Genomic DNA, 25326 nt, shown 5'->3' on the forward strand with positions numbered 1-25326 from the left:
TTCAAGATAGCAAATTATTTATCAAAAAACAATTATCATTTGACAACTAAAAATAAAGTGTGTTACGATTTTCTTATCAAATGATAAGTAAAGAGGTGGCATTATGAAAGTATTAGTTATTTATACACATCCTAATCATAACAGTTTGAGCTATGCATTTTTGCAAAATGTCATCAAGGGAATTGGCGAGAACTCCCACATCAAAGAGCTTGATGTACTTGATTTATATGAGGAGGAGTTTGATCCAATCCTTGTATTTAACGAGCACAAAAGAAGAAGGGATATGCATGCTGAACCTAGCCTTGAGAAGTACAGACAACAAATAATTTGGGCAGACAAGATTGTTTTTGTGTATCCAATTTGGTGGGGGCGCCCCCCTGCTATGCTCATGGGATATATAGACCAAATGTTTGCTTCAAATTTCGCTTATAGGGATAAGGGTGGACTTCTGCCAGAAGGGCTTTTAAAAGGCAAATCTGTCGTATGTATTTCCAGCATGAAGGGTCCTGCGCTTTACCCTTTGTTGTTCTTGAATAATGCACATAAAATATTAATGAAAAGAGCCTTATTTAGTTATGTAGGAATCAAAAAAGTAAAGTTTTTTGAATTTGGTAGTTTGGAAAGTCCAAAAGGAAAGCAAGCGCGAAAATTAAATAAAATATATCATTATTTCAAAACAATATCGCTTTAAATAGAAAAACCACCGGGAAAAGTGGCTTCTCCAGGATGGTCTCAGAAAAGAATAATAATCTTTTGTCTTCCTGAATGCTTTAGACGCTTCAATAAGCTATCATTGATTAGCTGTAAATCTTTTTTTGTAAATTTATGCTTTCCAGGATACGTTGAATAACCCGTGTAAATTTTATCACCAATTTGCTCAATTGTCATAATTTTAGTTGCATTCCCGTTCATTTTTAAATTGATGTAATTTTTTTCTTTATCTAGTGAGATGTTTTTGGTATGACCGTTATGGTCTTGCAACAACACCAATTTGGTTAACAATCCCTTGTGATCTACCTGAAAATGAACTCTTCCTATTGGCTGCATGTTACATCCTTCCTCTCCTTTCCTCTCTATACAGTAAGATATGTTAAATAGAGAGGAATTGAAGTAGATGAAAGTCCCCTTTTACTTAATATGGGCGGAAACGCTGTGGCAATCGTCCATACACCTCCATGCGTGTTACATACAATGAATTTATCAATTGTTCATTAGGGGATGACGATCTGAAACAGTTCAAATCAATTCAAAGACCAGTCATTGCCATTACAGGCAGTGCAGGCAAAACGACGACGAAGGAAATGATAGCTTCCATTTTACAAAAAAAATGTACGGTTTTTAAAACAAGAGCGAATATGAATCTTCCTAATTTTATTTATAGACAAAAACAAAGAATACAGGCTAAACATCAAGCCATCGTTCTTGAATATGGAATGTCGAAAAAAGGACATATCAAAAGAAGCTGTCAAATAATTAAACCTAATATTGGAGTTGTCACCACGGTTGGCAATGCACATATTGGCCATTTTGGAGGAAGTGTAAAAAAATTAGCGAAGACCAAGTCGGAGCTGATTAAAGGAATGAACAAAAAAGGCCTTCTTTTTTTAAATGCAGACAACAAGAATTCCAAATATTTAAAAATAAAACGCTTTAAAGGTACGATCTACAAGGTCGGCATACACAAAAATGCTAATTACAAAGCACATACAATTGCTTATACCACCAAAGGTATGTCCTTTAAGGTGAGATTAAATAATAGGGATGAGCAATTCTATATCCCCATTTTTGGAGAGCACAATGTGTATAATGCGCTTTTTGCCATAGCTGTCTCCCACCGGCTTGGAATCTCGCCAGATGTAATACGTCACGGTCTGAGAACCTATGAAAGGCCTAAGAGCAGATTAATGGTATACCCTCTTATAAATAATGTTCAATTGATTGATGATACCTATAGTGCGAATCCACAAGCTGTTGAAGCAGCCATTGATGTCCTCACCCACATTGGGAAACATCATAAAATTGCTGTGCTGGGAAATATGCTGGAATTGGGAAGTTACGCCGTTAAGGGTCATGCGAGTGTCGGCAGCTATGCTGCTAAGAAAAGGATAGATCATTTGTTAACATACGGTGATTTAGCCCGATATATTTATATTTCTGCTGTAAAATCCGGATTCCCTTCATCCAAAGCCAAACACTTTAACGATCGGGCCAGCTTGCACAGCTACTTAAAAAGTATTATAAAACCTAACTCCACAATACTTGTCAAAGGCTCGCATAAAATGAAGATGAATCAAACCGTAGGATTTATTAGAAATGGGTCGGTTACTCACTCTAGCGAACCTATGAATGTGCCCCTTCAGTTTATTGAAAAAAATAGCAATAAGATCATAAAAGTGTGGAGACCCTCCCCCTCCAAATATGCTAGTGGTAAAAGCCACTTTACTCCCTGGACTAAAAAAAACTGATTTAAGAGAAACGCCTTGCGGGGCTGTTGACAAAAGCCAATTTTACGAAAAATGACTTTTAGATACCCAGTGTTTATGCGGGTTCTCAAACGTCAATTTCGTCAATAAGGTAATTTGTCAACAGTCCCTTGCGGCATCCTTTGAGGTGCGTGTTCGTGACTTGGGTGCGTTGCGGAGAGAATGGTTGTGGGCTCCAGCTGCTGTTAAAGATTTGTTCCCTTGAATGGTATCGATGAAGAGGTAGGAACAAATCTTTAAAGGCGGACGCTACCGCTCTTCCACCCACAGCCATTCCCTCTCTTTAGCTATAATCGCACGAATCGCACGAACACAAAGCTCAAACAGCCAGCCAGCAAGGGTTTCTCTATTGAATGGAGGAGATTTCCTAGCGAGCGTGGGCGCTAGGGATGAAAAGCGTGCGCAGCTGCAAATTACCGAATGGGAAATCATATAATTAATGTGTTAAACTATTATAGAAAGAATAACCAAACATGGAGGACAAGCTGTCATGTCTTATGAAAAGTTAGGAAACGAATTTGTTCAAATAAGCAACTACAGGGATAATGAGAGTTGCAGAGATAGTTTTAATCGATTAGCTAGTTTGGTTTATGGTATTGATTTTGAAGAGTGGCATCAGAAAGGTTTTTGGGATGATACCTATATTTGTCATTCAATTCTGAGCAATAATGAAGTCGTATCCAATATCTCTGTCAGTAAAATGACTTTGACCATAAATGGATTAAACCGAAAAGCTATTCAGATCGGTACCGTAATGACACATCCGGATTTCAGGGGAAGGGGACTTTCCGGAATACTCATGCTTCAAGTTTTAGAAACTTATAAGCACGATTGTGATTTATTCTTTTTGTTCGCCAACAGCAGTGTACTTGATTACTATCCCAAATTTGGTTTTACAGCTATATCTGAATCACAGTTCAAGCTACATATTGACCCCATCGCTAACTTGGGTATTTCACTTCGCAAGCTGGATCCTTCCAAAGCCGCAGATTTGGAGTTCATTAAACGGATGGTCCTCTCCAGGAAACCGATTTCCGAGCGATTTGGTGTTGGGAACAATCAAGGAATTTTTATGTTTTATGTATTAAACGTATTTCCGCAATCCTTATACTATTCTCCAGAGGACGAAGCGATAATTGTCTTTCAACAAGAAGGGCAGACATTGCATGTATATGATGTTGTAAGTCAAAATATCGTTAATTGGGATGGTTTGCTTCCACGTCTTGCTAATGAGCAAACACAAACTGTCCACTTTCATTTCACACCAGAACAATTTACCTCGAATGCAGAGTTTCAACCTGTAGATGGAAATGAAGATGTGTTGTTTGTTCAATCTAAGGAAACCCTAAACCTTCATTCAGCCTTCTGTGCACCTATAACAGCACACGCCTAGTTTCAGCTTTTCCAAAGCAGCTGCTGCAATTTCAAAATACAGCTGTTTTTTTGCGCAGTTTTTTGGGCAATTCTGCCCTTCTCTTCATTTAAATACAGCTTCCAAAGCTGTAAGACGCGGAAGTGGAACACCAAGCTTTCGGGCATCGGCCAGTACATCTCGGGGATAAAGGCTTGTCAAAGCATAACTGGCATGACCACTAGCTGCCAATTGTTCCATAATTAAACGTGGCAAGCTAGCTCTGCCAAGAAACTTTTGCATGATAAATCCAAGCATCCCGGCAGGAAGATTCAAAAGCAAAACCACACCCGGTTGCAGTCTAGCTCCTTTTGCCTTCAACAAAGGAAGCATCTCTCGCATGAGCAGGAAAGAATGCTTAAGATGAAAGGATGAGCTCATAAGCTTAGAGTATCCGCCAACCTGCAATGCTTGAGCTGCAAGTCCCGCATTAAGAACAAAATGAAGCCACAACCAGCTCCGGAAATCTTTTTGTTCAGATATTGAAAAACCGGCTTCGCGGAAAAGATTGCGAACTGACAGGTAACGTGTAGTGCGAACAGATCCAATAACGGTTCCCATATAAATAGTCTTCATAAAACCACCCTTTAGAGTAGCAGCATCAAAACCGCCACCCCCTCCCGGGAACCCCCACACTACTTGATCCTTTGGAAGCTGAGAAGCTGCAGTCTGCGGATCAACCCACAGGTTGTTGAATATTAATAACGTGGTCTTGCTGATGCGAGAACTTAAAAATGCAGCGGCTTCATCAAACTGGTTGTGGTTGACACTGAGAATAATCAGGTCATAATCATGATCCTCTTGCAGGTCTTCCCGCATGGTGATGGGCCACTTTTCTTTGATCAGAGTTCCTTTAGAGGTAACCCGGCCGTCCAGTATTTCAAGATTCACCGAATGACCGTACTGGGCAGCCCTTCCTGGCCGAACATAAAATTCCACAGTATTCCCCGCCTTTTCCAGTGCCCAACCGTACTCTGTTGCAATTACGCCACGACCAAACATCAATATTTTCATGAGTCCCTCTCCTTGAAAGTTTTTTAATTTGTTAATTTGTATTTAAAAACTATCACAGCATGGTTTCTTCTGCTGTCAATAAGTTTTTAAATTTATGATTAACTATTTAAAAATTATGTTGTTTGTAATATAGTATTCTTAATAAGGTTTAATAAGGAATGCTTGAGGTGTTAAACATGAATAAATATGAAATCAGAACCCGGAAAAAGAAAGACGCTATCCTGAAAGCAGCTTTGACCCTGTTTAAAGAAAAGGGGTATACTCAGGTGAGCATAATGGAAATAGCAGCCTATTCAGGTGTTTCTTCTGTGTCCCTATATAATTATTTTGATAGCAAAGAAGGCCTGATCAAGGAGTGCGCCAACGTACTCATGCAGGAAACCATTCAGATGGCAAAGGAATTGCTATCCCAAAACATTAGCTTTAAAGAAAAGCTGCTGCAGGTAGTCGCCCTTTGTTCGGATAAAAACCAACAATTATTAGGCGAATATTTTTCACAGGAAGCATTAAGTGATAAAATGCTGATCGATTTATACAATGAAAATACAAACCAGATTAGGATGGAAATTCTCCATGATTTTATTGAATCTGGAAAAGAAGAAGGTGTCATTGATCCTGCCATTTCAACGCAAACCATAATGGAATATTTGCAGGCTATTGCAGGAATCCATATGCCGTGGGAAGCGACAGGTGATTCCAAAACAAAAATTAACGACCTCTACAAGCTTGTATTGTATGGATTGGTGGGACATAAGTGAAGGCATTCATTAGACATATTCTCACTTTGGAGAATTAAAATCATGAGCCTTCAAGTACATTGATACATATAGTCCATCATCATGCAGTCCACCATTTAAAACTACTTGTTCTGAAAGGATGTGTTATAGGGTGCTATATCATAGGGAGTACGGTAATCCAGAAAATGAAACGATATTGTTCCTCCATGGCGGTGGATTGAGCGGCAGTATGTGGGAGGATGTTGTTAGTCATTTAGACGATTTTCACTGTGTTGTGCCTGACCTTCCTGAACACGGCAAGAGCGCAAAAGTTAGGCCATTGACAACAGGAAATTGTGTGGAACAGTTAGAGGCTTTGCTTAAGAACTTTGAAAAGGTGCATATTGTTGGACTTTCACTTGGAGGAGCGATTGCTTTAAGCATGCTCATATCTAAGCCTGAGCGGATCAAGTCTGTCATCATCAGTGGGACCGCTGCTGGTATTAGCAAGACTACGGCTGCGTTATTAAATAGCCTGGTCGCTCCCATTTACGGTATGTTGTCTGAAGAACGTATAGCCAAATCCATGATGAAGGGTTTTCGTATTCCTGAGCAATATAAGCAATCTCTAATGGAAGATGCTAAATGCATGAATACAGGAATGGTCCGAGGCATGCATACCATGCTGTCCGAAATCAAGATGCCGCGGGCAAACGATAAACCCCTCTTGATACTAGTGGGTGAACAGGAAAATCGGGTCGCTAAGAAAGCTATGAATAGACTTCTGATGGAAGTTCCTTTAAGTAAAGGAGCAATCGTTCCGGAGGTTGGTCATGTATGGAGCTATGAAGTGCCGCATTTGTTTGCGGAGGTGGTCAGGCAATGGGTTAGCGACAGTCATGTGCATCCCAGCCTGATAGAAACACAAAACAGACCTTAACTGTTAGCATTCAGTATAGGTCTGTTTTTTCTTTTATATAACTATATAGCTTTGAGTATGTAGAATATTATTTCATTTTCGCAACAACGAATAGCAGGTCATTCTTTGTTACATTTGGCGATCTGGTGAAAACGTCATACGCATATATTTTCCCGTTTATTTGTTCAATCCAACTAATACATTTTTTCTCATTGGAACTCAAGTAATAAACATTACACTTCAGACCAGCAACATTAATTTTTTCCGGATTCGTTCCAGGGATTGTTCTAATAGCTCCATCCATTAGCAGCATATAACATACTTCAATCTGATCCATGTGATAATTAGAATAAATTAAATGGGGAGTTACATTGAGAAAGCTATCATCTTCAGGTACAGACTTTTGCCAAGATATTCCCCCATTCGTTTTTAAAGCCCTCTCCTTTAACAACGTATAGTATTTGATTTGATTTTCGTATGTTACCGCCCCTTTACTTTCTGTCTCTGCTCTAATAAAAGTAAATCCATCTGGCATGGTTGAGGGTAATTTTATGCCGCTATAATCTATGCTTATTAGTTCTCTCCATTCATTCATATCCAAATAAAATAATGAGTTATTCACTCTTGTCAATCCTAAGGTAGGAAAAACAAAGAGTTCATTGTCCAAATCAGAAATATATACAAATGCCGATTCTCCCATAGATAATTGATTTCTAACGTTGGTTCGTACATCTTCAAATCTGTCCCTTTGATATTGCGACATTATAGGAGATGGAGAACTTGCTATCTCAAATTCGAAGCCTTTAAAATAAAAGCTAGTAAATTGATGCTCTATTTGAATATCTAGATCAACTGGTCGTTCTAATTGTTCAGCAACTCTCTTGAACTCGAGTTTTAATGGTTTACGATTGAAATGGTTAGTTGAAGGTGCCTTTATATCATCATCCATGATATAATTCCCCTGGCTACGTAATTTTTCAAGAGCAATATGATGTCGTGATCTAACAGTGCCTACTGGTATTTTCAGAATCTTAGATATCTCTTCAAAAGAACAATCTTGATAATAACGTAGAACAATTACAACACTGTGTTTGTATGATAGCTTATGTATGCGTGAGACAAGTTCATTATTATGTTCTTTCTGCAGATGAATTTGTTCGGAGTCAGGGGCATGTTCTACTAATTCTAACAATTGGCTGCGATCATAGAGTCTCGATCTGCTCCAAATCTTTCTATTCCAGTTTGACGTTTGTCTTACGATCAGTCCATTTAACCAGGTTCGAAAAGGTTTATCAAAATTGTACTTTGGAAGAGACTTGAATACTTCAGTATACACTTCACTAACAACGTCATACACATCTTGTTTGTTATGTATTAAGAATGAAATCGTTTTATAAACATGACAAATGGTTTGCTTATAGAGGACTCGAAATGATTCTTTATCTCCCCTATTCGTCTTACTTATCCAATCTTTTAACTCTTCTTCTGTCATAAGCTGCTCCCCTCAATTTCCCCCTTTATAATATATTGGTTTTGAGTTATCAAAACGTTCATTTTAAATTTTTAATTCTATAATTGTCCTCCATCGCATCATGCTATACGTTCAGGTCAATCCAGAATCTCCTTACGATATTACCGCTATCCTCCTCAACAAATTCAGAATCAAACCTGCCGCCATTCTTAATGATTGTTCGTTCTGATCCCATATTTCCTTTATCGCAAACAACAAGTACAGTATCTAAGCCTAACGCACGAGTTTTTTCTAAAGTTAATGATAAAAGTGAGGTTGCATAACCCTTTCGTCTCTGTGAAGGTCTTATCCCATATCCAATACGTCCGCCGCAGTTATAAAGCTTTTCATTTAATCTATGCCGAATATTGAACGCCCCAAGAACAGTTTGCTGCGAGTCAACTAGCCAATACGTTGAATGCGGGACAAAGGCCTCTATATTAATCTTCTCTTCGGAATCCTGGGAATATAAGAAGCTAACGTACTGTATAAAATCTGATGGATCTTTCTCAATAACCCAAGGAACCATGTCCTCGCCACTACTTTTCCATTCATTATAAAAGCTCAAATATTCCTCATAATATTCTGAAGATGGTTTAACTAATAGCAACTTAGATATCATGATAACACCTCGCTAACAGGTAATGGTACCCATCATATCATTTCAATTTACATCATTCAATATTATAGCACCCTTATTTCACAAAATATGGTAATATGAAACACAACAAGAACTTTTGTTCCTATTCATTGTATATTTGAGGTGAAGAAATGACAACCATCACACTTACCAAACTTCAAGTAAGAAGATTTTTATTATCCTATCATGGGTTATACGGCGATTTTAATTTTACAGGAAAGAATGGGATCATGTCTTACATCCGTCGTGTTGGATGCATTCAGTTCGATCCGCTCAATGTAGTTGGGATGAATCCAGAACTTGTACTTCAATCCCGGATCAAGGACTTCGATCGCAGCATGCTTTGGGAACTATTATATAAAGAACGTGAACTTATTGATTATTGGGATAAGAACATGTCGATCTTCCCAAAAGAGGATTGACCTTATTTTGGGAGATATCGGAGGGATCTCCAAGCTTGGTGTGATAATAATAAAGATGCTGTAGACAGGGTGCATGCAGAAGTTGAAAATAAAGGATGTCTATGTTCCGGGGATCTACATTATGATTAGTTGGTCATGGGGGCCCACCATGCTATCTCACGCCGCACTTGAAGGAATGTATCATGCGGGTCATCTTATCATCCATCATAAAGTCAATACCCGCAAGTATTATGATTTGTCGGAACGTCATATTCCACAGGATTTGCATGCTGCTCCCGATCCTTTCCAGACGAAAGAGCAATATTATGACTGGTATGTGCTTCGCCGTATTGGTAGCGTTGGAATTCTTTGGAACCGGTCAAGCGATGCCTGGCTCGGTATTAAAGATATGAAAAGCCTTCAACGAAATGATGCTTTTACGAGGCTGCTGCAGAAGAACAAAGTTATTGAAATCAATGTGGAAGGGCTCCAACACCCGCTATATATGCGGAGTATGGACTTAGAGCACTTGAATCATACATTATCAATTGGACAAATTGAGGAACGATCAAGCATACTAGCTCCTCTTGATAATTTGTTATGGGATCGAAATTTAATAAAAGAGTTGTTTGATTTTGAATATCGTTGGGAAGTTTATAAGCCAGCGGCAGAAAGGAAATACGGTTACTATGTGCTGCCTGTTCTATATGGAGACAAGATTGTAGCTCGGTTTGAACCGGAAAAACATAGAAAACATGCTCCTTTCTCCATAAAAAACTGGTGGTGGGAGGAACAAATATCTATGAACAGTCCTATGAAAGAAAGTATTTTCAATGGTCTCGAAAGATTTGCTGCATATCTTGGTACTTATATTCAGCCTGAAGAAATTCGGCTAAACTAAACCTGAATCCCCATGTGAAATTCTGGTAAAAGACTGCTGTTAAAGATTTGTTCCCTTGAATGGTAGAGATGAGGGAGTTTGAACAAATCTTTAAAGGCGGACGCTTCTGCTTCCCCCCTTCTCTCTATGTAGCTACAATCGCACGAATCGCACGAACACCAAGCTCAAACGGACACCCAGCAAGGGTTTTTCTATGGGTAGAGGAGATTTCCTAGCGGGCGAAGGTGTGGGGATGAAGAGCACACAGCTGAGAAGGATCTGCTATTTTAACGATGATAAACATCGTTAAAATAGCAGACGAAGCACACGAAGCCACACCGCTCAAATGGACTGCCAATAGAGGTAGCTTTCTGAGGGAAGGGGTTAGTGGCGATTGGGAAATCTGTGCTTCGTCACACCGAATACTTCATCGCAATAAAGCTGCATCATGTGAATGATTCCTCTCACTCCAAGCAACCCAAAACGTAAACATTCTAATAATCCACAAAGAATTCCTCAAAAAAAGCTGCCGAAACCAAGGTTTCGGCAGCACTTATTCATCAATCGTTGCTTATTATTGATTCACGAACGACTCAGCCGCTGCGTTAAGATAGTAAGCTAGTCCTGTCTGCTGATCTTCGAGCATTCGAAGATGAAAGTCATCACTGAGGAAAAATCGCGTTTGCACAGCAAAATCCGCAGCCGATACAGATTGGCCATGTTCATTCATAAAATCAAGATGACAGTGGATCAGATGCCGTATTTTCTCGTCATTATGTTTGATGCCCTCCTGTAAAGCACTTTTCATGTCCGTCATAAATGCGGCTGCTTCCCCTGCTTGTTCATTCATACTTTGAACATCGATGGGTCCAGCATCAAGCGGACGAACATCATATGCTTGTTTCAAGTATTCATTTTGCTCGCTCAATGCTTCTTTCCACGCTTCTTCGCTCTCAAAGCCTATAAACATATCTGCTTTATCCATTATAACTCCCTTCTCCATACTAGCTATGGATGTTTTTAATGTTTGGATAACAGCTTCTATCCTTTTTTTGCGGATAAGCAAAAGCTTCTCCTGCTGCAGCAGAATGGACATCCGCTCCGGCTCCTCTTCGAGCAGTTGCTTTATTTGCTCTAGGGGAAAATCGAGTTCCCTATAGAACAAAATTTGCTGCAGACGTTCCAATTCTTTCGTTCCGTACAATCGGTATCCACCTTCACTGATCTCGCAAGGCAAAAGGAGACCAATTTTGTGATAATGATGAAGCGTTTTGATCGTTACATTAGATAACGACGATACCTCTTTAACCGTGTAAAGTATTTGAACTCACTCCCTTCTATTACAGCATAAAGGCTCCTCTTAGGGGAGTGTCAAGTAGTGTATATTAGAGATATACATTTAAGCATACATTAGATCATGATCAGTAACTTTAACTTAGGATCTCAACAGTAAATCCACCGGGGGCTTGCACATAGAATGTCCAGCCATGCGACCTTTGTGGCGGCTGCACATCAAACCCATCCTCCTTTAAGCGCATATTGATTTCGTTCACTTTCTCTTCGCTTTCTTGTATAAAGCCGATATGAAACGTATTGGGATAGCTAACTTGAGCACCTTTCATCAAGGTGAGCACTAACCCGTTGTCGTCGAACATTACAGCGAAGGAATTGCCTCGTGTACCCCCGCTTTGCAGGTTGAAATAAGTCTCCAGGAAATCTTTAGCCGCGTTAACATCAGTAACTGTGAGATTGAGATGATTCAGTTTAATAGGTTTCACGTCCTCTTCTTAGCGATCTAGCGTTTGCTTTATAACGCTCAATCACAAAATAACTTTCTATTTAATGATATCAAATTCATGCAAGTGGTAAGCTTCTGGCTATTGTAAGCTTATTTTCCGAAGAAGATCCGTCACATTACTTTAAGCTTTTATATGAATCAAACGGATCAATAAAAAAAGGCCCCCCTCAATAGCACAATAGGAGCACCTTTAACATTTGACTTGGTTTTGATTTTGGTTTAGATTTTGGTTTTGATTTTTGTTCGCTTTATTTAAATGCACCATAACGGCATAATATTTCGATAACTTCTTTGCTTCCTGATGCCTTTTCAGGTATAGGAGATCCCGCTTGGAGCAGAGCCTCCACAACTGAGGCATGGGATTCATTTCTTTGAGAACGGTGATGGAGGGATCCGTGAATTGCACTGCCCAATGGTGTACCCCCATATGCATTTTTCATGGTGAGTGATGCCCCGCTTGCAATTAGAACCTTGACGGTTTCTAAATGGCCAAACCAAGCAGCAATATGCAGCGCTGTTCCCTCTTCTTTTTTTGTATGACTATCGAAACCCGTCTTCAGCATCAAGCTTACAGCTCCGCTATTATTCATCTCAGCAAATTGGAGGAGCATGAATAGATCGTGATGAGATAAGGATGTGAGAAGAGCTGGCTCGTTCTTCATCATATCGAGTATTTCGGGTTCATTGGCTGCTGCATACGCACCAAAAAAACTATCTATTTTGTGGACATCCGTATTGGCTCCATATTGCAGCAGAATGTCTGCAAGCTCCGTTTGCCCATACCGTACCGCTAACGTATACGCGGTTTTTCCATCCGGCCTTTTGGCGTTAACCTGCGCCCCGTGTTTTAGCAACAGCTCGATAATGGAGGATGATCGCCCCCGGAATACAGCCCAATGCAGAGGCGTACCATGATCTCCTAATGACTGCTCCAGATCGGCTCCATGCTCTACAAACCACTTCACACCAGCGTAATCGTCAAAGTCTAGCTTTCGAAACAAAGCAGGTGAAGCATGGATGTCAACTCCATACTGATACAACAAATCCAAGCAGTCATGGCTGGTGAGTTCTGCGGAATGGTACAACGACTCCCCGTCATTCGGATTGGCTCCTGCATCAAGTAAAACTTTACCTACTGCTGCATTCCCTGCTATTCCAACAGCTCCATACAATGAGCTTAGCTTGCGTTCGTATGGATCATCCTTTTGTAAGTGAAAAGCGTTAGGGTTTGCACCATGCTCAAGCAATATTTTTGCCGTTTGCAAGAAGCGTTCGCGGCTCTGAGGTTTTTTGAGAAAACAAGAAAAGCTTAAATAATGTAACGGCTCCCAAAACTCCGGTCCTCCTGGTGTTACAGCAAGGGCAGCATCTCGTGATAGCATATCTTGAACGGTTTCGATCTCTCCCAAAATCGCCGCGGCATATATATTCGAGTAAGGAATTTCTTTGTTCGTGTCTAAAATCATTATTGCTTGCTCTTCATTTTCATTTACAGCCGCAATGAGAAAATCATCCACCAAGTCTTTACTTGCCATCATTTTTTCACTCCAATCAAAAAAATTGATTCACCGTTTCTCAGGGATATATGCTCTAATAGTAATCGAAGTCATTTCTATTGTAAATCTTATTCCATAGATATCTTCTTAACTGCAAAAAATCCGGATTGCCATAGTATACAGCAATCCGGATTTCAATCAGTATGGACATTACAGCCTTAGCGCTACCCGGTCTTTTTCTTTGAGTCGTGGGCATTCATAACAGTAGCCGATTTTCAAATCCAGGCGGTAAATCAAGCAGCAGGCTGGTTTTATAGACACCATTTGAGTGGGATCATTCTGGCTTTCAATAAATGTCAGTTTACTATCAAACGGATTTTTGCGGAGTCCAAAAGCACTGGCATCAACACCATGAGTAAGGATGCCGAAGTGATCCATAATTCGATCCCTACTTTTCTCATCCAAAGTTTCCGAAGCTGCAGCAAGCGCTTCTTCCCTCTGATTATATAAAGCATTGCTGATTTGCCCCCATAATGGGTGGACCCTCATTTGTGCTGAATCTGACAAAATGGCTATCATTGGTCTTACTTGATTCTTATAGAATGAATGGAGAACCATCCTGCACCAAGCTTCGCGATCCACCTTCGGAATGTTTATAAACCGAACTTCGTTCATTCTAAATGAAAACAATGGATACTGAGAGCCCATATATAATTGTACGGATAGATTCGATAGTGACAAGTCCAAAATAACTTCTTTGTTGTGAACCAACATGTGTTGCATCGCACAGCATAAGCCCGCATACCAACTGCAAAAAAAGGCCGCTGCTACAGATCGTTCACTTGTTTTGATAAGGGGACCATATAAGTCGATCAATTTCATCAATGGCTCTGTTTCTAGAAGCTCCGAAGCAGGCATAGATAGTTGAATGCTTTCTGGTTCATGCAAAGTCAGGAAAAACTTTTCTTCAAGCAGTTTAAAATCCACCGCTTCCATCTGCTGCCCCATCGGTCACTCCCCCATCATTTGCTTTTCTTTTCAAACGCATGAAGAACATCGTCAATCGCACTGTTATCAGCCAATGGAGACATGCCCAAGTTAAACCATTCCTTGGCGCCCATTATATAAACCTGGTTTTTTTTAACAGCCGTCATATTTTTCCATAACGAACTTTCCAGCATTTCCTTGTACCTGCTTTGAACCTTTTCATTGGAATCATCATTTAGCTGCAATATGATATGGTCAGGGTTATATTCAGGTATTTTTTCCAATGAAATCGAGACGCTCAACTCACTCTTGGGGAAATTTCCAATCGGCTTTAAGCCTAATTGCTTATGAATAAAGCTTCCCCGATCGATATTTTCACCGTAAATAATCAGTCCATCGTCCAAAATCATCATATACATAACCGTGTCGTCCCCAACCAGCGTATGAAGCTTTTCCTTAGCTGCTGCTTCTTTATTTGTTAAATCCTGGATAATTTTTTCCGCTAAATCTTTTTTATCCAGCACCTCAGCAATGTCCCGCAACTCATCCTGCCATTTATCCCGCTGTGGGAGCAGCACGGTTGGAGCAATTTTGGATAGCTGCTCATAATCCTTATCTGCCCACCATGTCGGCGCAATAATCAAATCCGGGTTAGCAGTTAGAATAGCTTCAAAGTTAGGTGATTTTCCGATGCCCATTTTTAAAGTATCCTTAAATGGTTCCTTTATGTAAGCTGGGAAATCCGGGTGGTAGTTTTGTACTGCAATCGGCGTTACGCCTAGCGCATACAGAAATTCGGGATAAACTACAGACAGGCCAATGACCCGCTGGGGTTCTGCAGGAATGCTGATATCTCCTTTCAGACTCTTGACAACACGCTCTTTTTCGGATACATCTGAACTTGGACTGGGCTCAGCAGGATTTACTGTTGGGGTGCTCGTGCTTGTGCTCGTTTTATTTGGCTCATTGTTCCCGGCATTACAAGCCGTAATCATAATCAAAACCAATAAGGCAGCCAGCCCCATAATCAATCGTACACTTCGTTTCATTCTCTAATGCCCCTCCTGAAAATTCATTTCATAATTAATAATCAACGATCTATATTTGAAATTGATTATCATTATCGTATTTAAGGAGTATAATTCATTTTTTGATTTCGGAATATTGACAATACTGACAACTTTTCATGCACGATCCCGCCAAAGCTTTAATGCTTCATCCAATAACAGCTCATGGGTAAATGCGTTATACTCTAACCAAGGGTATGCGGGTAGGAAATCAACCCTCTTATTCCTGACTGCTTTCAGTTCGCTCCAGGGCTGGGAATGCTGAAGCGTTTGCCGGGTCGTTTGTGATAGGGCGTCCTCGTCCACAATAAGCAGAATCCGGTCTGCATCGAAATTTGCCAATAGATCAGGAGCCGTATACTGAAGCTGATCAGACAGGTTGCGATCGATACCATGTGCCGGAACTATGTGCAGATCATCGTAAAACACAGCATCAAGGCTTCTACTGCCTAAAACGTTGTAACGGTCTCCGCTGATTCTCAATATCAGAAGACTATCCTCCTTAATCACGCTCTTCACCTGTTCTCTAACAAAACGGGCTTTATTCTCATAATTTTCAAGCCAAACTTCTGCTTCCGCGTTTTTGTCCAAGAATTGGGCAATTAAGCATAAATGTTCGCGCCAATTATTGTTCAACCATGGCACAAAAAACGAAGGTGCGATTTCCCCGAGCTTAGCTTGCTCCCCAGCGGAGACAAAACTATCGATACCGATAATATAATCGGGAGCTGCACGCCGCAGCTCTTCCCTGCTTATCGTCTCATTTGAGCTTAAAGGCAGCACCGAATCTGTCTGGTACTTCCGCCGGTAATAATCGGTCCAGGGGTGATCGGACGGAGCCGCATAGGGAGTAATTTGCAGTGCAATCAGCTGTCCAATGTTAAGAGAATGGTACGCAATGATTTTTTGCCTGCTACTTTTCATAAATGCCGCTGGAGGCACCCCTGTTATATGTTTAAATTTGCGCCGGAAATAAATATCATCCTGATAACCGACATGCCTGGCGATATCCTTTAGACGATGCTCTCCCTCCTTCCTCATAAGCTGCTGCGCTTGTTTAATCCGGAAGATTGCCAAATAGTCAATTGCACTGCAGCCAACTCTTTTTTTAAATAATCGCATAAAATGACGGGAGCTAATCCCCGCTACTTTGGCCAAATGTTCTATAGTAAGCTCATCTTGATAATGCTCCTCTATATAGGATTTCATGTATTCCAGTATGACCTCGGTCCCGCTATCCTGAATAAGAAGCGCATCTTGCAAAAGAATATAAAGCAGCTCCTGAAAATAAATTTGACTGCGGAATCGCTGTAAGCGATCTTGTTCCCCAAAGCAGCGGCAAATCGTTTCGCATAATACGCTAATGGATACTGGTGACGAAGCTATAATTTCTCCTTTAACCGGAAACCTGCTGTCTCGCTTAACAAGCTGTACATGGCTATCTGCCGAGCTGGAATCCTCACTAACATCAAACCGCACATAAAAAAAACCACGTTCGTCAAGAGCATCCACAGCGGCCTCGACCAGTTGCCCGGGTGCACAAACATAAACACTGCCTTGTCGGAGCTCGATGAATCGACCATCAATAGTCAGCCTGCCTTTGCCGCTTGCCATAATTAGAAGCAGATGAGACTCTAGGAATTGCATTCGTAATTCCCAATCAGTTGTGCCGTTCTTAATCTGTTCGATCTCCCTCAGCATAAACCACATCCCATCGAGTGAATCGTATCCGGACATCTCAACGTTCCTTTTAGCATCCATCCTAAATACTCACCGTCCTTCATACTTATTAAGGAATAGTTTAGTTGAAACTTCTTCTAACTGCAATTATGAAATCCTATTTCTCATAGTCTGCCTTTAGGAGCAGGTACTATAATAAAATAGTACTTTTACTTATAGGGAAATGCTGTAAACTAAGGTTAATACAGAATCACCATTTGGTCACAAGGGAGAGGTTAACATTGGAAAATTTACAAACTCGTAAAGTAAATAATTTCTACCGCAGACGGAATACACCGACTTACACCTTTATGGCGTGGGCTGCATTTGTACTTGCAACTGGCTTTGAATTTATCGGTATCTATACTTTAAAGCAGCCCTTATCCGTACAAGGCTATTACGCAGTTACCGGAGTTTTGCTGATGATTACATCGTTTGTCCTGCAAAAGGTGTCCCGAGATAACGATGAGGATTCCTATCTGCAAGAACAAAATCCATACTACCGCAAACGCAATACTTCAGCTTTTACCTTTATGGCTTGGGCAGGATTTATCATTGCTGTCCTCGCTGAATATATCGGTATCTATACGCTTGAAGAGCCCTTTTCTGTAAAAGGCTACTATGCAATTGGCGGTGCCTTCCTCATTGTCACCTGCCTGGTGCTGCAAAAGACCATTCGCGATAATGAGGAAGATCATGCAAATTTGAATCCCAGCACAGAAGATCAGCAGTCCTAAAAATGAAAATGAAAAATGAAACCAATGAAGTTCCTTCTAAGTAGAGGAGGATTGGAATGTCCCTTGGACGCCAAAAGAAGCAGATGCAAGCATCTGCTTCTTTTTCTTGTAACCTTACACACCAGATAGTATAAGTTTTGGGGATGCCTGGAGTGATGATTTCCCTATCACCACTATCCCCTTCCCTCAGAAAGCAATCTCTATTTGACTGTCCTTTTGAGCGTGTGGCTTCGTGTGCTTCGTCTGTTTCACTTAACGATGTTTTTCATCGTTAAAGTAAGGATGTGGAACGGACCTTATGCTTTTAACGATGAAAAACATCGTTAAAGTAGCCCAGCCCAGCTCGCTCATTCTCAGTTTCGAGCGCTCTTCATTCCCAGCGCCTGAGCCCGCTGGAAGTCTCCTCTAATCAAGAGAAAAACCCTTGCTGGCTGTCCGTTTGGCTTGGTGTTCGTGTAATTCGTGCGATTGTAGATGAGATGAGGGATTGGCTGTGGGTGGAAGAGCGGTAGCGTCCGCCTTTAAAGATTTGTTCCAACCCCTCATCTATACCATTAAAGGGAACAAATCTTTAACAGCGGCTGGAGCCCACAGCCATTCCCTCCGCAACGCACCCACGTCACGAACACACTCATCAATGGACGCCGCAAAGGCGTTTTTCTTACACGGTATAGAAGTTACTGAATGACACCGCAAGCGATTCGATCACCGGAATTGCCGCTGGGATCCGTTTTTAAATCGTCTGCTTTGTCGTGAATAACGAGCGCCGTACCGCCGTCCTTCAAGAGCGAATTCGGCTTCCCCTTCTCTAACGTCACGTTAGTACTGAAGAACTCAGCCTTAGCTTTGCCATCCGCCGCTACATCCAGATTCGGCAAATCTCCCTCGTGATAGCCATTTGGGTTGTCGAACCCATGCTGCATTGCTCCTGGATTGAAGTGACTGCCAGCCGTCTTGAAGTCCGGCGCTTCGCATTTGCCAGTATCGTGGAAATGGATACCATGCTTGCCTGGGGTCAAACTAGCGGCTTCGACGTCGATTTTGACTCCTTTGATCAGCTGGGTCAAGTGGGCCGTTCCTACCTTTAATCCTTTTGAGTTGATCAGATCAATCGTTATTTCTTTGTTGATTGGCGGCTCAGCAAGCGTTGCAGCCGTTTCCTTGCTGGCGCAGCCTGTCATCCAAGTGGCCAGAATCAACAGAAACGTAGCGAAAAGAATCGATTTTTTCACAAAATTACCCCCTAGTTGGAATCGTTTTCTGCTACATTGTTTGCCTTTTGCAGCCATTCTAAACATCTTGGGGGGGATAAATAAAATAACCTAACGTTTTTTAATAATAACTAGCTTATTTTCCTCTTGGTTATATTCTGCGTAAGCAATCTCTTTTATTTCAGTGAAGCCCTGCTCTTTGGCCATACTTCTAATATGAACCTCATTCATTTTTATACCGCGGATTGTATCCAGCAAGATCTGTCCTTTTTCGATTACAGGTATAGAAGGTGACTCCTGCTTGACCTGAAGTCCTAAATCCTTGATGCGGACATATTCATATTCAGGTTTTTTTATTACGCTTATTTTTCCGTTCGTTTCGTACAGGACATAAGCAACCTCAGAGAAATCAAAGATTTCCTTCTCACGAAGCATCACGATCAATTGGTTAAAATCAAGCTTGCAAGCTTGGAGCAGCTTTTGATTGATCTCGCCCTTATCGACCAATAGAACGGCTCTGCCTTCGGTTAATCTCCTGAATTGTATGAAATGATTAGACAGCTTCTCTATGCTGTATGAGAAAAGCATCCAGAGGAAAAGTGCGTAAATCAAATGAAGATAAGTTACATTATCATCATAGATGGTATTGCCCACAATTTCACTTAACAAAATAGCTGTAAAGAAATCCAAAGGAGTAATCTGTCCAATTTCTTTCTTTCCAATAACGAAGGTAATCACCCACAGACCCAGAAAACCAATGGCTAGTTTGAGAAAAATCATTATAAACATGGTTGTTAACACCCCTTCCCATTAAAAGTACAAAGTCTTATTACCCCTGATTATAAAAGCTAAATCATTGCATCTGAACTTCAAGCGATGTAATGCACTGCGAAAAACAGAAAAGAAGCAGATAGTGGGCATCTGCTTCTTTTGGCACGATTTTCGATTGACGATCAGGCTGTTAAGAGCCAGCAGAAGATTTTCCTGCGGCAATAAGAACGCCCGTTCCTTCGATAATTCGCTCAAGACCAAAGGAATAAGCATACTCGGGATTAAAGGCCCCCTGGTGCGCCTCCCCGGCTGCTTCTCCAACGCGCGATGCAATCGGGAACTGTGCTGGATCTATTAGTCTTTCAAGTACAGGAGCATGAGCCAGCCACCATTCATTCTCGTCCATACCAGTCATTCGCTGTGTGGCCTTCATGGTTGTGACCTGCCGCGCGCAGCTCTCGACATGCATAATAACAAGCGACAAGGTTGCATCCATCTCGATATCAGCCAAACCGATTCCTTCCAAAACACGAAGCTCCAACTCATATTTCAAAGTAATATGGGGACCGAGTACGGGACGTCTGCCTGATAAATCCAGAATCCACGGGTGTTTCAGAAATAGGTCCCAGTTTTTCTTCGCGATGAACCTGATCGCTTGAGGCCAATCTCCTCCCTGTTCAGATGGGAGATTTATGCTTTCATAGAGATGTGCATAGGCGGAATCAAGCATGAGTTCCAGAAGCTCTGTCTTACCAGGTACATAAGTATAGAGCGACATGGTTCCAACGCCTAGCCGCTCAGCTACTTTGCGCATCGATAGTTCCCCGATGCCGTCGGCATCAGCGATCTCCATGCCCGCCATCACGATGCTTTTGATCGTAAGACCGGAGCGTCCCGGGATCGTTTGGGAGCCCCAAAGAAGATTTAAGCTGCGGGTTGGATCGTTACCGGCTTTTTTTTGACTCATAAGCATATATTCTCCAATCCATGATTCAACGTTGTTGAACACATTTTAACATAACTGCATGGCCTTGATCGAATTTATCGAACTTTGGCGTAACCAAGTTAGTATCAATGGTTTTAAAATCGCTTTTAAAATATGATTGACAAAAAAAACATCGAATAGTACACTGTACGATACAGTGTACGATTTCAAATGAAGTAAACGATTTAAGGAGGAGTACTAAGTGCAAACAAAGGATCTCGCTATCGCAGCCTACGGGCTGAGTAAGAATTACAAAGGAGCTGTGGAAGGTCGCGGGCTTAACGGTTTCAATCTCGAGGTTCCTAAGGGAACCGTATGCGGACTTCTGGGTCCGAATGGCGCTGGCAAAACAACGGCAGTCAAGATCTTATCTACACTGCTTGAGTTTGATGGCGGAGAAGCTGCTGTTGCTGGTTTCAATGTCAAGACGCAGGCTCACCATGTTCGTGCAAGGATTGGTCTTGTTGGGCAGTACGCTGCAGTGGACGAAATCCTCTCGGGAAGGCAGAATTTGGTGATGTTCGGCCGATTGAATCATCTGACTGGCAAGCAAGCCCGGGAACGTGCGGAACAATTGCTGGAGCAGTTCGGACTTGCCGACACGGGAAGCACACCAGCCAGGAAGTATTCAGGCGGTATGCGCCGCCGGCTTGACCTGGCAGCGAGCCTGATTGTATCCCCCTCTGTTCTTTTTGTCGATGAACCGACAACGGGCCTTGACCCATTGGCAAGGAGAGAGGTTTGGGGGGCGATTCGCTCTCTGGCTGCTGCGGGAACTACAGTACTGCTGACGACGCAGTACCTCGAAGAGGCCGATCAGCTTGCCGATAGCATTTCAATTCTTAAAGCTGGAAGGATCATTGCTGAGGGGCCGCCGGAAGAGCTCAAATCGGCTTTCGGGGGAGATCGGTTAGAGATAGTTCTAAGTTGTGAAGCAGACGCAATAAGGACTGTTGCTATCCTTCAAGAAGCTGCTTTGACGAACCTCTTTGTTGACGAGCTGGCAAACCGGGTCAGTGCGCCAGTTGCTGATCGTACCGGCGCATTGATGAGAGTGGCGGCTGCCTTCTCAGAGGCGCGGATCGAACCTATAGACATTTCCCTTCGCCGGCCAACTCTTGATGAGGTGTTCATTCATCTCACTGGGGAAATTCTATCAGATCAAACACAGGAGGCAAAATAAATGACTACTTCTCTTCATTCTTCTGAATCCGTCACCCGCACAAGCTCCACAGCCGAAAGCTTCCGCTTTGCTATAAGCGATGTTTGGACCCTTACTGGGAGAGAATTCAAGCATTGGCGGGGACAGCCGGGTACTATTATTCTTGGCTGGGTATTTCCTGTTATGATCGTACTCATGTTCGGCTCACTCTTTGGGGGTGCGATCAATGTTACGGGAGGAGCCGGCTATTTCGAATTCCTGATACCTGGTATGTTTGCCATGACCATGGTTTTCGGACTAGAAACAACCGTTATGGCCATCACTGTAGACGCAGCGAAAGGAGTGACGGACCGTTTCCGCTCTATGCCCATGAGTTCATCCGCCGTTGTCCTCGGGCGATGTACTGCTGACATGGTCAATTCGATCGTAGGTCTGATGATCTTGATCGGTTCCGGACTTCTCTTGGGCTGGCATTGGCATGGCGGCTTCGACAAAGCTCTCATAGCTGTTGGATTGCTCTTGCTTCTCCGCTTCTCATTGCTCTGGGTGGGCATTTATATCGGGCTTGCGGCCAAAGGCCCTGAGTCAGTGGTAGCGTTACAGATACTGGTATGGCCCATCGGATTTCTTTCTAGCGTCTATGTCGACCCGTCCTCAATGCCAACTTGGTTAGGAGCTATGGCGGAGTGGAACCCTTTGTCCGCAACTGCGACGGCAGCTAGAGAACTGTTCATGAATCCCGGCTGGCAGGGAGACACCTGGGCCACTCAGAACTCCATTTTATTAGCGATCATTTGGCCCATACTGCTGGTTGTCGTATTTCTGCCCCTATCTGTACGCCGGTATCGCCGGCTAAGAAGTTAACGAATAACCATTAGCTTCCCTCTCCTAACTCTTATCAAGACCGCTTTCTAAAGTTTATCTTGATTTGAACATGTATCCAAGGGCTCCCTTCGCTTCCTTCTTTCTCACTTACAAGATTGGTTCGCCTGTACACGGAAAGCAGCAAGCCCATCAGCGCCATATTCACTATAAATCCGGATCCACCGAAAGTAATAAAAGGCAAGCGTAAAGAAAGTGGTGGAAAGATGCCTATATTGGAGAGAATATAGAACACAATCTGTACGGTAATTGCCAGGCAAGCCGAAAAAGATAGAAGAAACCCTAAAGTCCTTTTTTGCCTGAGCACTGAGATAAACATGCGAACAATTAGAACAAACAATACAGCAATAAGTGCCATTCCAGGTACATACCCCAAGCTTGCAATAAGGTAAGTCAACGAAAAATCGCTGGACCACTCTGGCAAAATCTGATCGATACGCTGAGTTCCGAAACTACCATCAAGCACTGCTGTCCCTATTGGTTTAGCAGATGAAAATAAATTCCTGATCAGCAAAAATTGATACCCAGCACCTAATGGTTCACGCTCGGGATTTGAAAAAGCTGTAATTCTTTCTATTCTTTGCTGTACATAAGGAGACAAGATTGTCGTAGTACATATCGTCAATATGAATGTCAGCAGCGTTGGCACATATAGAATAGCAAGGCCTAGCTTCTTATTCCCGCCAAAGAAACCTTTTCCAATGGCAGCAGTCAAGATTATCAAGCATGAAAGAGTAAGTAATAAAAAAGAGATAGCGGAATTTCCCCACAAACAGATAAAAACAGCTCCAGCATAAAAGAAAGCAGAATAAATAATACCCAAGTACCCTTTGTTCCTAAAACCATAAACAATCCCAGCAAACACCGGAATGAAGAGTAAGGTGAAGCCGTAGACATACGTGATCGTGCCTCTCATCGTATTATCAAAATAAAGAAACACAGCTGTCGTTAAGCCAAAAAGCAAAAAGTAGGCTAGCTTTGAATTGCGTCCAAGCCATGTATAATCAAAAAAATACAAGAGCAGAAAGGCTGCAATACCGATTGGTGCATATTGAAGAAAATTAGAAAATAGATGGTCACTTCGTTCATTAATTCCTGAAAAAAAGTACTGGACAGCTCCGCCTAACACTACTAAAACCGCAGAAATCGATAGCAGCGTCCATTCTGTTTTGGGCCTATGCGTTAGGTTTAGTTGTTTGCCAACAAGCATGGGGTCACCCATTTGTTCCACAGCTTTTAATTCTGCTGCATCTTTATCAAGCCCTTGGTCTATGTACTCATTTTTTTGATCTTCGATATGGTCAGTGAGCTCCTTAACTATGCTGGCATGGATACTCTTAAAGCGGATCTGTTTGCAAACTCCTTGAACGAATTGTTGAACAAGCTTACTAGGTGATTCCATAGTTTGATCCCCCCAGCACTTGATTCACAATTGATGTGTATGCGGTCCATTCCGTTTTTTTCTCTTGAAAAAGCTCTTTACCACGCTTCGTAATTCGGTAATATTTGCGCGGCCTTCCACTCTCCGAAGCTTGGTCATAGGACTCTATCATCCCTTGCTGTTCTAAATTATGCAGGATGGGGTATAGGGTCCCCGCTTTTAGCGTAAAAACATTTTCGGAGCGGCGTTCCAGTTCATCAATCATTTGGTACCCATACATATCATCATTATCCAGCAGTTTCAGGATTAGCATGGTTGTACTTCCAGTCATCAGACTTTTGTCAATCTTCATTGCAGCACATCCTTTTCCATATATCGACCATCTATATATAATCATATATAGATGGTCGATATATGTCAAGAGGATTGAGAGTCATATTCTGTTTTTGTTGTCCCCCCATAATTAAACAGGCCACCGATCATATCGGCAGCCTGGCGTCACTCCCTACCGCGTTACTCTCTACCGCAAAAAGCTTTTTCAATAACAGCAATAGCCTTTGATTTCGATAGGTTAATGTACTCGATAATTTCATCAAAATTATATACTTCAAGTTCACAAGTTTTATTATGTTCAATAATTTCAAAATCTCCGTACATTTCTTCAATAAATGTTTGTAAGTCGTCAAGGGTTATTTCTTCTATTTTCCTCGGCAAAGTACCCATTTCCAACTCATCTTTTAGGTATCCCATCTTATAATGACAAAGCAGCTTTGTATTCATTTTTCTAAAATCAGAATACCATCTTTGTAAAAAAGTCGGGTCTAAATCTTGCTTCTGCTTGAATTCATGTGGATAATAAATAAACTCCATCCATATGTTGTCGGAAATTAAATGAGTCAAATATCCTAGCGAGTAGTCATCTTTTATATCTGTTAAGTATGTATCCATATATTTTTGATAATTTACGTTCCTGGTTCCCTTGTCCACATCTCCTTCGAAATAATGGGTACTAACTTTCCTTTCAAATGAGAAAGCAGCATCAGGCGCAATTGAACCAATTAAAAAATCTCTCTTGTTTTTTACAACATCAAGGCTGGAAGCGACTATCTCACCAATGATTACATGCATCAACCGCGATCCCATAAAACCCCTCCTT

The 25326-nt window shown here is 41.7% G+C and carries 26 protein-coding genes and 1 pseudogene; 11 read left to right on the forward strand and 16 right to left on the reverse strand.

Translation table 11 applies throughout. The features are described from left to right. The first annotated feature begins 103 nt into the window (after positions 1–103). Complete coding sequence (locus J2Z66_RS07080) at positions 104–691, forward strand: NAD(P)H-dependent oxidoreductase (protein WP_209970657.1); 588 nt, start codon at positions 104–106, stop codon at positions 689–691. A 41-nt stretch (positions 692–732) separates the two neighbouring features. Here the strand turns inward: J2Z66_RS07080 and J2Z66_RS07085 are convergent, their stop codons facing one another. Beyond that, positions 733–1047, reverse strand: a complete 315-nt coding sequence (locus J2Z66_RS07085; RefSeq protein WP_209970658.1) for a hypothetical protein — start codon at positions 1045–1047, stop codon at positions 733–735. Positions 1048–1175: 128 nt separating this feature from the next. Here J2Z66_RS07085 and J2Z66_RS07090 point away from each other — a divergent pair, with 128 nt between their 5' ends. Then, entirely contained in the window at positions 1176–2465 is a 1290-nt protein-coding gene (locus J2Z66_RS07090; protein WP_245375329.1) for a UDP-N-acetylmuramoyl-tripeptide--D-alanyl-D-alanine ligase, read from the forward strand. A 508-nt stretch (positions 2466–2973) separates the two neighbouring features. Further along, positions 2974–3876, forward strand: a complete 903-nt coding sequence (locus J2Z66_RS07095; protein ID WP_209970659.1) for a GNAT family N-acetyltransferase — start codon at positions 2974–2976, stop codon at positions 3874–3876. An 84-nt stretch (positions 3877–3960) separates the two neighbouring features. On the opposite strand, the gene J2Z66_RS07100 is transcribed toward J2Z66_RS07095, so the two are convergent. After that, positions 3961–4908: a ketopantoate reductase family protein gene (locus J2Z66_RS07100; RefSeq protein WP_209970660.1), complete on the reverse strand. Its 948-nt coding sequence runs from the start codon at positions 4906–4908 to the stop codon at positions 3961–3963. Between the two features lie 176 nt (positions 4909–5084). Here J2Z66_RS07100 and J2Z66_RS07105 point away from each other — a divergent pair, with 176 nt between their 5' ends. Together J2Z66_RS07105 and J2Z66_RS07110 are read left to right on the forward strand one after the other, a co-directional pair. Further along, positions 5085–5666: a TetR/AcrR family transcriptional regulator gene (locus J2Z66_RS07105; RefSeq protein ID WP_209970661.1), complete on the forward strand. Its 582-nt coding sequence runs from the start codon at positions 5085–5087 to the stop codon at positions 5664–5666. 130 nt (positions 5667–5796) lie between these two features. Next, on the forward strand, positions 5797–6564 hold the full coding sequence (locus J2Z66_RS07110; protein WP_209970662.1) for an alpha/beta fold hydrolase: 768 nt from the start codon (positions 5797–5799) through the stop codon (positions 6562–6564). A 67-nt stretch (positions 6565–6631) separates the two neighbouring features. Here the strand turns inward: J2Z66_RS07110 and J2Z66_RS07115 are convergent, their stop codons facing one another. Next, positions 6632–8035, reverse strand: coding sequence for a sigma-70 family RNA polymerase sigma factor (locus J2Z66_RS07115; protein ID WP_209970663.1), 1404 nt, complete (start codon positions 8033–8035; stop codon positions 6632–6634). Positions 8036–8138: 103 nt separating this feature from the next. Continuing rightward, entirely contained in the window at positions 8139–8675 is a 537-nt protein-coding gene (locus J2Z66_RS07120; protein ID WP_209970664.1) for a GNAT family N-acetyltransferase, read from the reverse strand. 149 nt (positions 8676–8824) lie between these two features. On the opposite strand from J2Z66_RS07120, the gene J2Z66_RS42470 reads away from it, so the two are divergent. Beyond that, positions 8825–9115, forward strand: coding sequence for a DNA glycosylase AlkZ-like family protein (locus tag J2Z66_RS42470; RefSeq protein WP_245375330.1), 291 nt, complete (start codon positions 8825–8827; stop codon positions 9113–9115). An 82-nt stretch (positions 9116–9197) separates the two neighbouring features. Further along, complete coding sequence (locus J2Z66_RS07125) at positions 9198–9995, forward strand: DNA glycosylase AlkZ-like family protein (RefSeq protein WP_245375331.1); 798 nt, start codon at positions 9198–9200, stop codon at positions 9993–9995. Between the two features lie 553 nt (positions 9996–10548). On the opposite strand, the gene J2Z66_RS07130 is transcribed toward J2Z66_RS07125, so the two are convergent. From J2Z66_RS07130 to J2Z66_RS07155, 6 genes are all read right to left on the reverse strand, one after another. Beyond that, entirely contained in the window at positions 10549–11295 is a 747-nt protein-coding gene (locus J2Z66_RS07130; protein ID WP_209970863.1) for a MerR family transcriptional regulator, read from the reverse strand. A gap of 109 nt (positions 11296–11404) precedes the next feature. Continuing rightward, positions 11405–11743 carry a VOC family protein gene (locus J2Z66_RS07135; protein ID WP_209970864.1) on the reverse strand — a complete coding sequence of 113 codons (339 nt, stop codon included), beginning with the start codon at positions 11741–11743 and terminating at the stop codon, positions 11405–11407. A gap of 277 nt (positions 11744–12020) precedes the next feature. After that, positions 12021–13310: an ankyrin repeat domain-containing protein gene (locus J2Z66_RS07140; protein WP_209970665.1), complete on the reverse strand. Its 1290-nt coding sequence runs from the start codon at positions 13308–13310 to the stop codon at positions 12021–12023. Between the two features lie 168 nt (positions 13311–13478). Beyond that, positions 13479–14276, reverse strand: a complete 798-nt coding sequence (locus J2Z66_RS07145) for a hypothetical protein (RefSeq protein WP_209970666.1) — start codon at positions 14274–14276, stop codon at positions 13479–13481. A 14-nt stretch (positions 14277–14290) separates the two neighbouring features. Next, a complete protein-coding gene (locus J2Z66_RS07150; protein ID WP_209970667.1) occupies positions 14291–15304 on the reverse strand; it encodes an ABC transporter substrate-binding protein in 1014 nt (337 codons plus the stop codon). Positions 15305–15439: 135 nt separating this feature from the next. Then, on the reverse strand, positions 15440–17083 hold the full coding sequence (locus J2Z66_RS07155) for a helix-turn-helix domain-containing protein (protein ID WP_209970668.1): 1644 nt from the start codon (positions 17081–17083) through the stop codon (positions 15440–15442). 269 nt (positions 17084–17352) lie between these two features. Here J2Z66_RS07155 and J2Z66_RS42475 point away from each other — a divergent pair. Further along, positions 17353–17490 (forward strand): annotated as a pseudogene (locus tag J2Z66_RS42475) (YiaA/YiaB family inner membrane protein); the annotation flags it as partial. Positions 17491–17574: 84 nt separating this feature from the next. Beyond that, positions 17575–17778, forward strand: a complete 204-nt coding sequence (locus J2Z66_RS42480) for a YiaA/YiaB family inner membrane protein (protein ID WP_245375374.1) — start codon at positions 17575–17577, stop codon at positions 17776–17778. Positions 17779–18455: 677 nt separating this feature from the next. On the opposite strand, the gene J2Z66_RS07165 is transcribed toward J2Z66_RS42480, so the two are convergent. From J2Z66_RS07165 to J2Z66_RS07175, 3 genes are all read right to left on the reverse strand, one after another. After that, the gene (locus tag J2Z66_RS07165; protein ID WP_312894432.1) at positions 18456–19010 is read right to left on the reverse strand and encodes a superoxide dismutase family protein; all 555 of its coding nucleotides are present in this window, start codon (positions 19008–19010) and stop codon (positions 18456–18458) included. Between the two features lie 90 nt (positions 19011–19100). Beyond that, a complete protein-coding gene (locus J2Z66_RS07170; protein WP_209970669.1) occupies positions 19101–19778 on the reverse strand; it encodes a DUF421 domain-containing protein in 678 nt (225 codons plus the stop codon). A gap of 172 nt (positions 19779–19950) precedes the next feature. Further along, positions 19951–20727: a TetR/AcrR family transcriptional regulator gene (locus tag J2Z66_RS07175; protein ID WP_209970670.1), complete on the reverse strand. Its 777-nt coding sequence runs from the start codon at positions 20725–20727 to the stop codon at positions 19951–19953. A gap of 220 nt (positions 20728–20947) precedes the next feature. Between J2Z66_RS07175 and J2Z66_RS07180 the strand changes: the two genes are divergently transcribed. Both J2Z66_RS07180 and J2Z66_RS07185 read left to right on the forward strand, forming a co-directional pair. Further along, positions 20948–21928: an ATP-binding cassette domain-containing protein gene (locus J2Z66_RS07180; RefSeq protein ID WP_209970671.1), complete on the forward strand. Its 981-nt coding sequence runs from the start codon at positions 20948–20950 to the stop codon at positions 21926–21928. Further along, on the forward strand, positions 21929–22771 hold the full coding sequence (locus J2Z66_RS07185; RefSeq protein WP_209970672.1) for an ABC transporter permease: 843 nt from the start codon (positions 21929–21931) through the stop codon (positions 22769–22771). A 34-nt stretch (positions 22772–22805) separates the two neighbouring features. Here the strand turns inward: J2Z66_RS07185 and J2Z66_RS07190 are convergent, their stop codons facing one another. The 3 genes from J2Z66_RS07190 to J2Z66_RS07200 form a co-directional block, all read right to left on the reverse strand. After that, positions 22806–24191, reverse strand: coding sequence for an FtsW/RodA/SpoVE family cell cycle protein (locus J2Z66_RS07190; RefSeq protein WP_209970673.1), 1386 nt, complete (start codon positions 24189–24191; stop codon positions 22806–22808). Next, positions 24178–24522 (reverse strand): PadR family transcriptional regulator, encoded by a 345-nt coding sequence (locus J2Z66_RS07195; RefSeq protein ID WP_209970674.1) that lies wholly within the window; start codon positions 24520–24522, stop codon positions 24178–24180. Before J2Z66_RS07195 ends, J2Z66_RS07190 begins: the two co-directional genes overlap by 14 nt. Positions 24523–24683: 161 nt before the next feature. After that, the gene (locus J2Z66_RS07200) at positions 24684–25313 is read right to left on the reverse strand and encodes a zinc dependent phospholipase C family protein (protein ID WP_209970675.1); all 630 of its coding nucleotides are present in this window, start codon (positions 25311–25313) and stop codon (positions 24684–24686) included. Positions 25314–25326: the final 13 nt, after the last annotated feature.

Source organism: Paenibacillus eucommiae (genome assembly GCF_017874215.1).
Lineage (GTDB): Bacteria > Bacillota > Bacilli > Paenibacillales > NBRC-103111 > Paenibacillus_AI > Paenibacillus_AI eucommiae.

Coding starts and splice junctions, on each gene's coding strand:
- J2Z66_RS07080 (WP_209970657.1), top strand. CDS start 104: ATGAAAGTATTAGTTATTTATACACATCCTAATCATAACAGTTTGAGC.
- J2Z66_RS07090 (WP_245375329.1), top strand. CDS start 1,176: ATGCGTGTTACATACAATGAATTTATCAATTGTTCATTAGGGGATGAC.
- J2Z66_RS07100 (WP_209970660.1), bottom strand. CDS start 4,908: ATGAAAATATTGATGTTTGGTCGTGGCGTAATTGCAACAGAGTACGGT.
- J2Z66_RS07200 (WP_209970675.1), bottom strand. CDS start 25,313: ATGGGATCGCGGTTGATGCATGTAATCATTGGTGAGATAGTCGCTTCC.
- J2Z66_RS07120 (WP_209970664.1), bottom strand. CDS start 8,675: ATGATATCTAAGTTGCTATTAGTTAAACCATCTTCAGAATATTATGAG.
- J2Z66_RS07140 (WP_209970665.1), bottom strand. CDS start 13,310: ATGATGGCAAGTAAAGACTTGGTGGATGATTTTCTCATTGCGGCTGTA.
- J2Z66_RS07195 (WP_209970674.1), bottom strand. CDS start 24,522: ATGAAGATTGACAAAAGTCTGATGACTGGAAGTACAACCATGCTAATC.
- J2Z66_RS07155 (WP_209970668.1), bottom strand. CDS start 17,083: ATGGATGCTAAAAGGAACGTTGAGATGTCCGGATACGATTCACTCGAT.
- J2Z66_RS07170 (WP_209970669.1), bottom strand. CDS start 19,778: ATGTTTATAATGATTTTTCTCAAACTAGCCATTGGTTTTCTGGGTCTG.
- J2Z66_RS07175 (WP_209970670.1), bottom strand. CDS start 20,727: ATGAGTCAAAAAAAAGCCGGTAACGATCCAACCCGCAGCTTAAATCTT.
- J2Z66_RS07190 (WP_209970673.1), bottom strand. CDS start 24,191: ATGGAATCACCTAGTAAGCTTGTTCAACAATTCGTTCAAGGAGTTTGC.
- J2Z66_RS42470 (WP_245375330.1), top strand. CDS start 8,825: ATGACAACCATCACACTTACCAAACTTCAAGTAAGAAGATTTTTATTA.
- J2Z66_RS07150 (WP_209970667.1), bottom strand. CDS start 15,304: ATGAAACGAAGTGTACGATTGATTATGGGGCTGGCTGCCTTATTGGTT.
- J2Z66_RS07185 (WP_209970672.1), top strand. CDS start 21,929: ATGACTACTTCTCTTCATTCTTCTGAATCCGTCACCCGCACAAGCTCC.
- J2Z66_RS07095 (WP_209970659.1), top strand. CDS start 2,974: ATGTCTTATGAAAAGTTAGGAAACGAATTTGTTCAAATAAGCAACTAC.
- J2Z66_RS07085 (WP_209970658.1), bottom strand. CDS start 1,047: ATGCAGCCAATAGGAAGAGTTCATTTTCAGGTAGATCACAAGGGATTG.
- J2Z66_RS07145 (WP_209970666.1), bottom strand. CDS start 14,276: ATGGGGCAGCAGATGGAAGCGGTGGATTTTAAACTGCTTGAAGAAAAG.
- J2Z66_RS42480 (WP_245375374.1), top strand. CDS start 17,575: ATGGCTTGGGCAGGATTTATCATTGCTGTCCTCGCTGAATATATCGGT.
- J2Z66_RS07115 (WP_209970663.1), bottom strand. CDS start 8,035: ATGACAGAAGAAGAGTTAAAAGATTGGATAAGTAAGACGAATAGGGGA.
- J2Z66_RS07105 (WP_209970661.1), top strand. CDS start 5,085: ATGAATAAATATGAAATCAGAACCCGGAAAAAGAAAGACGCTATCCTG.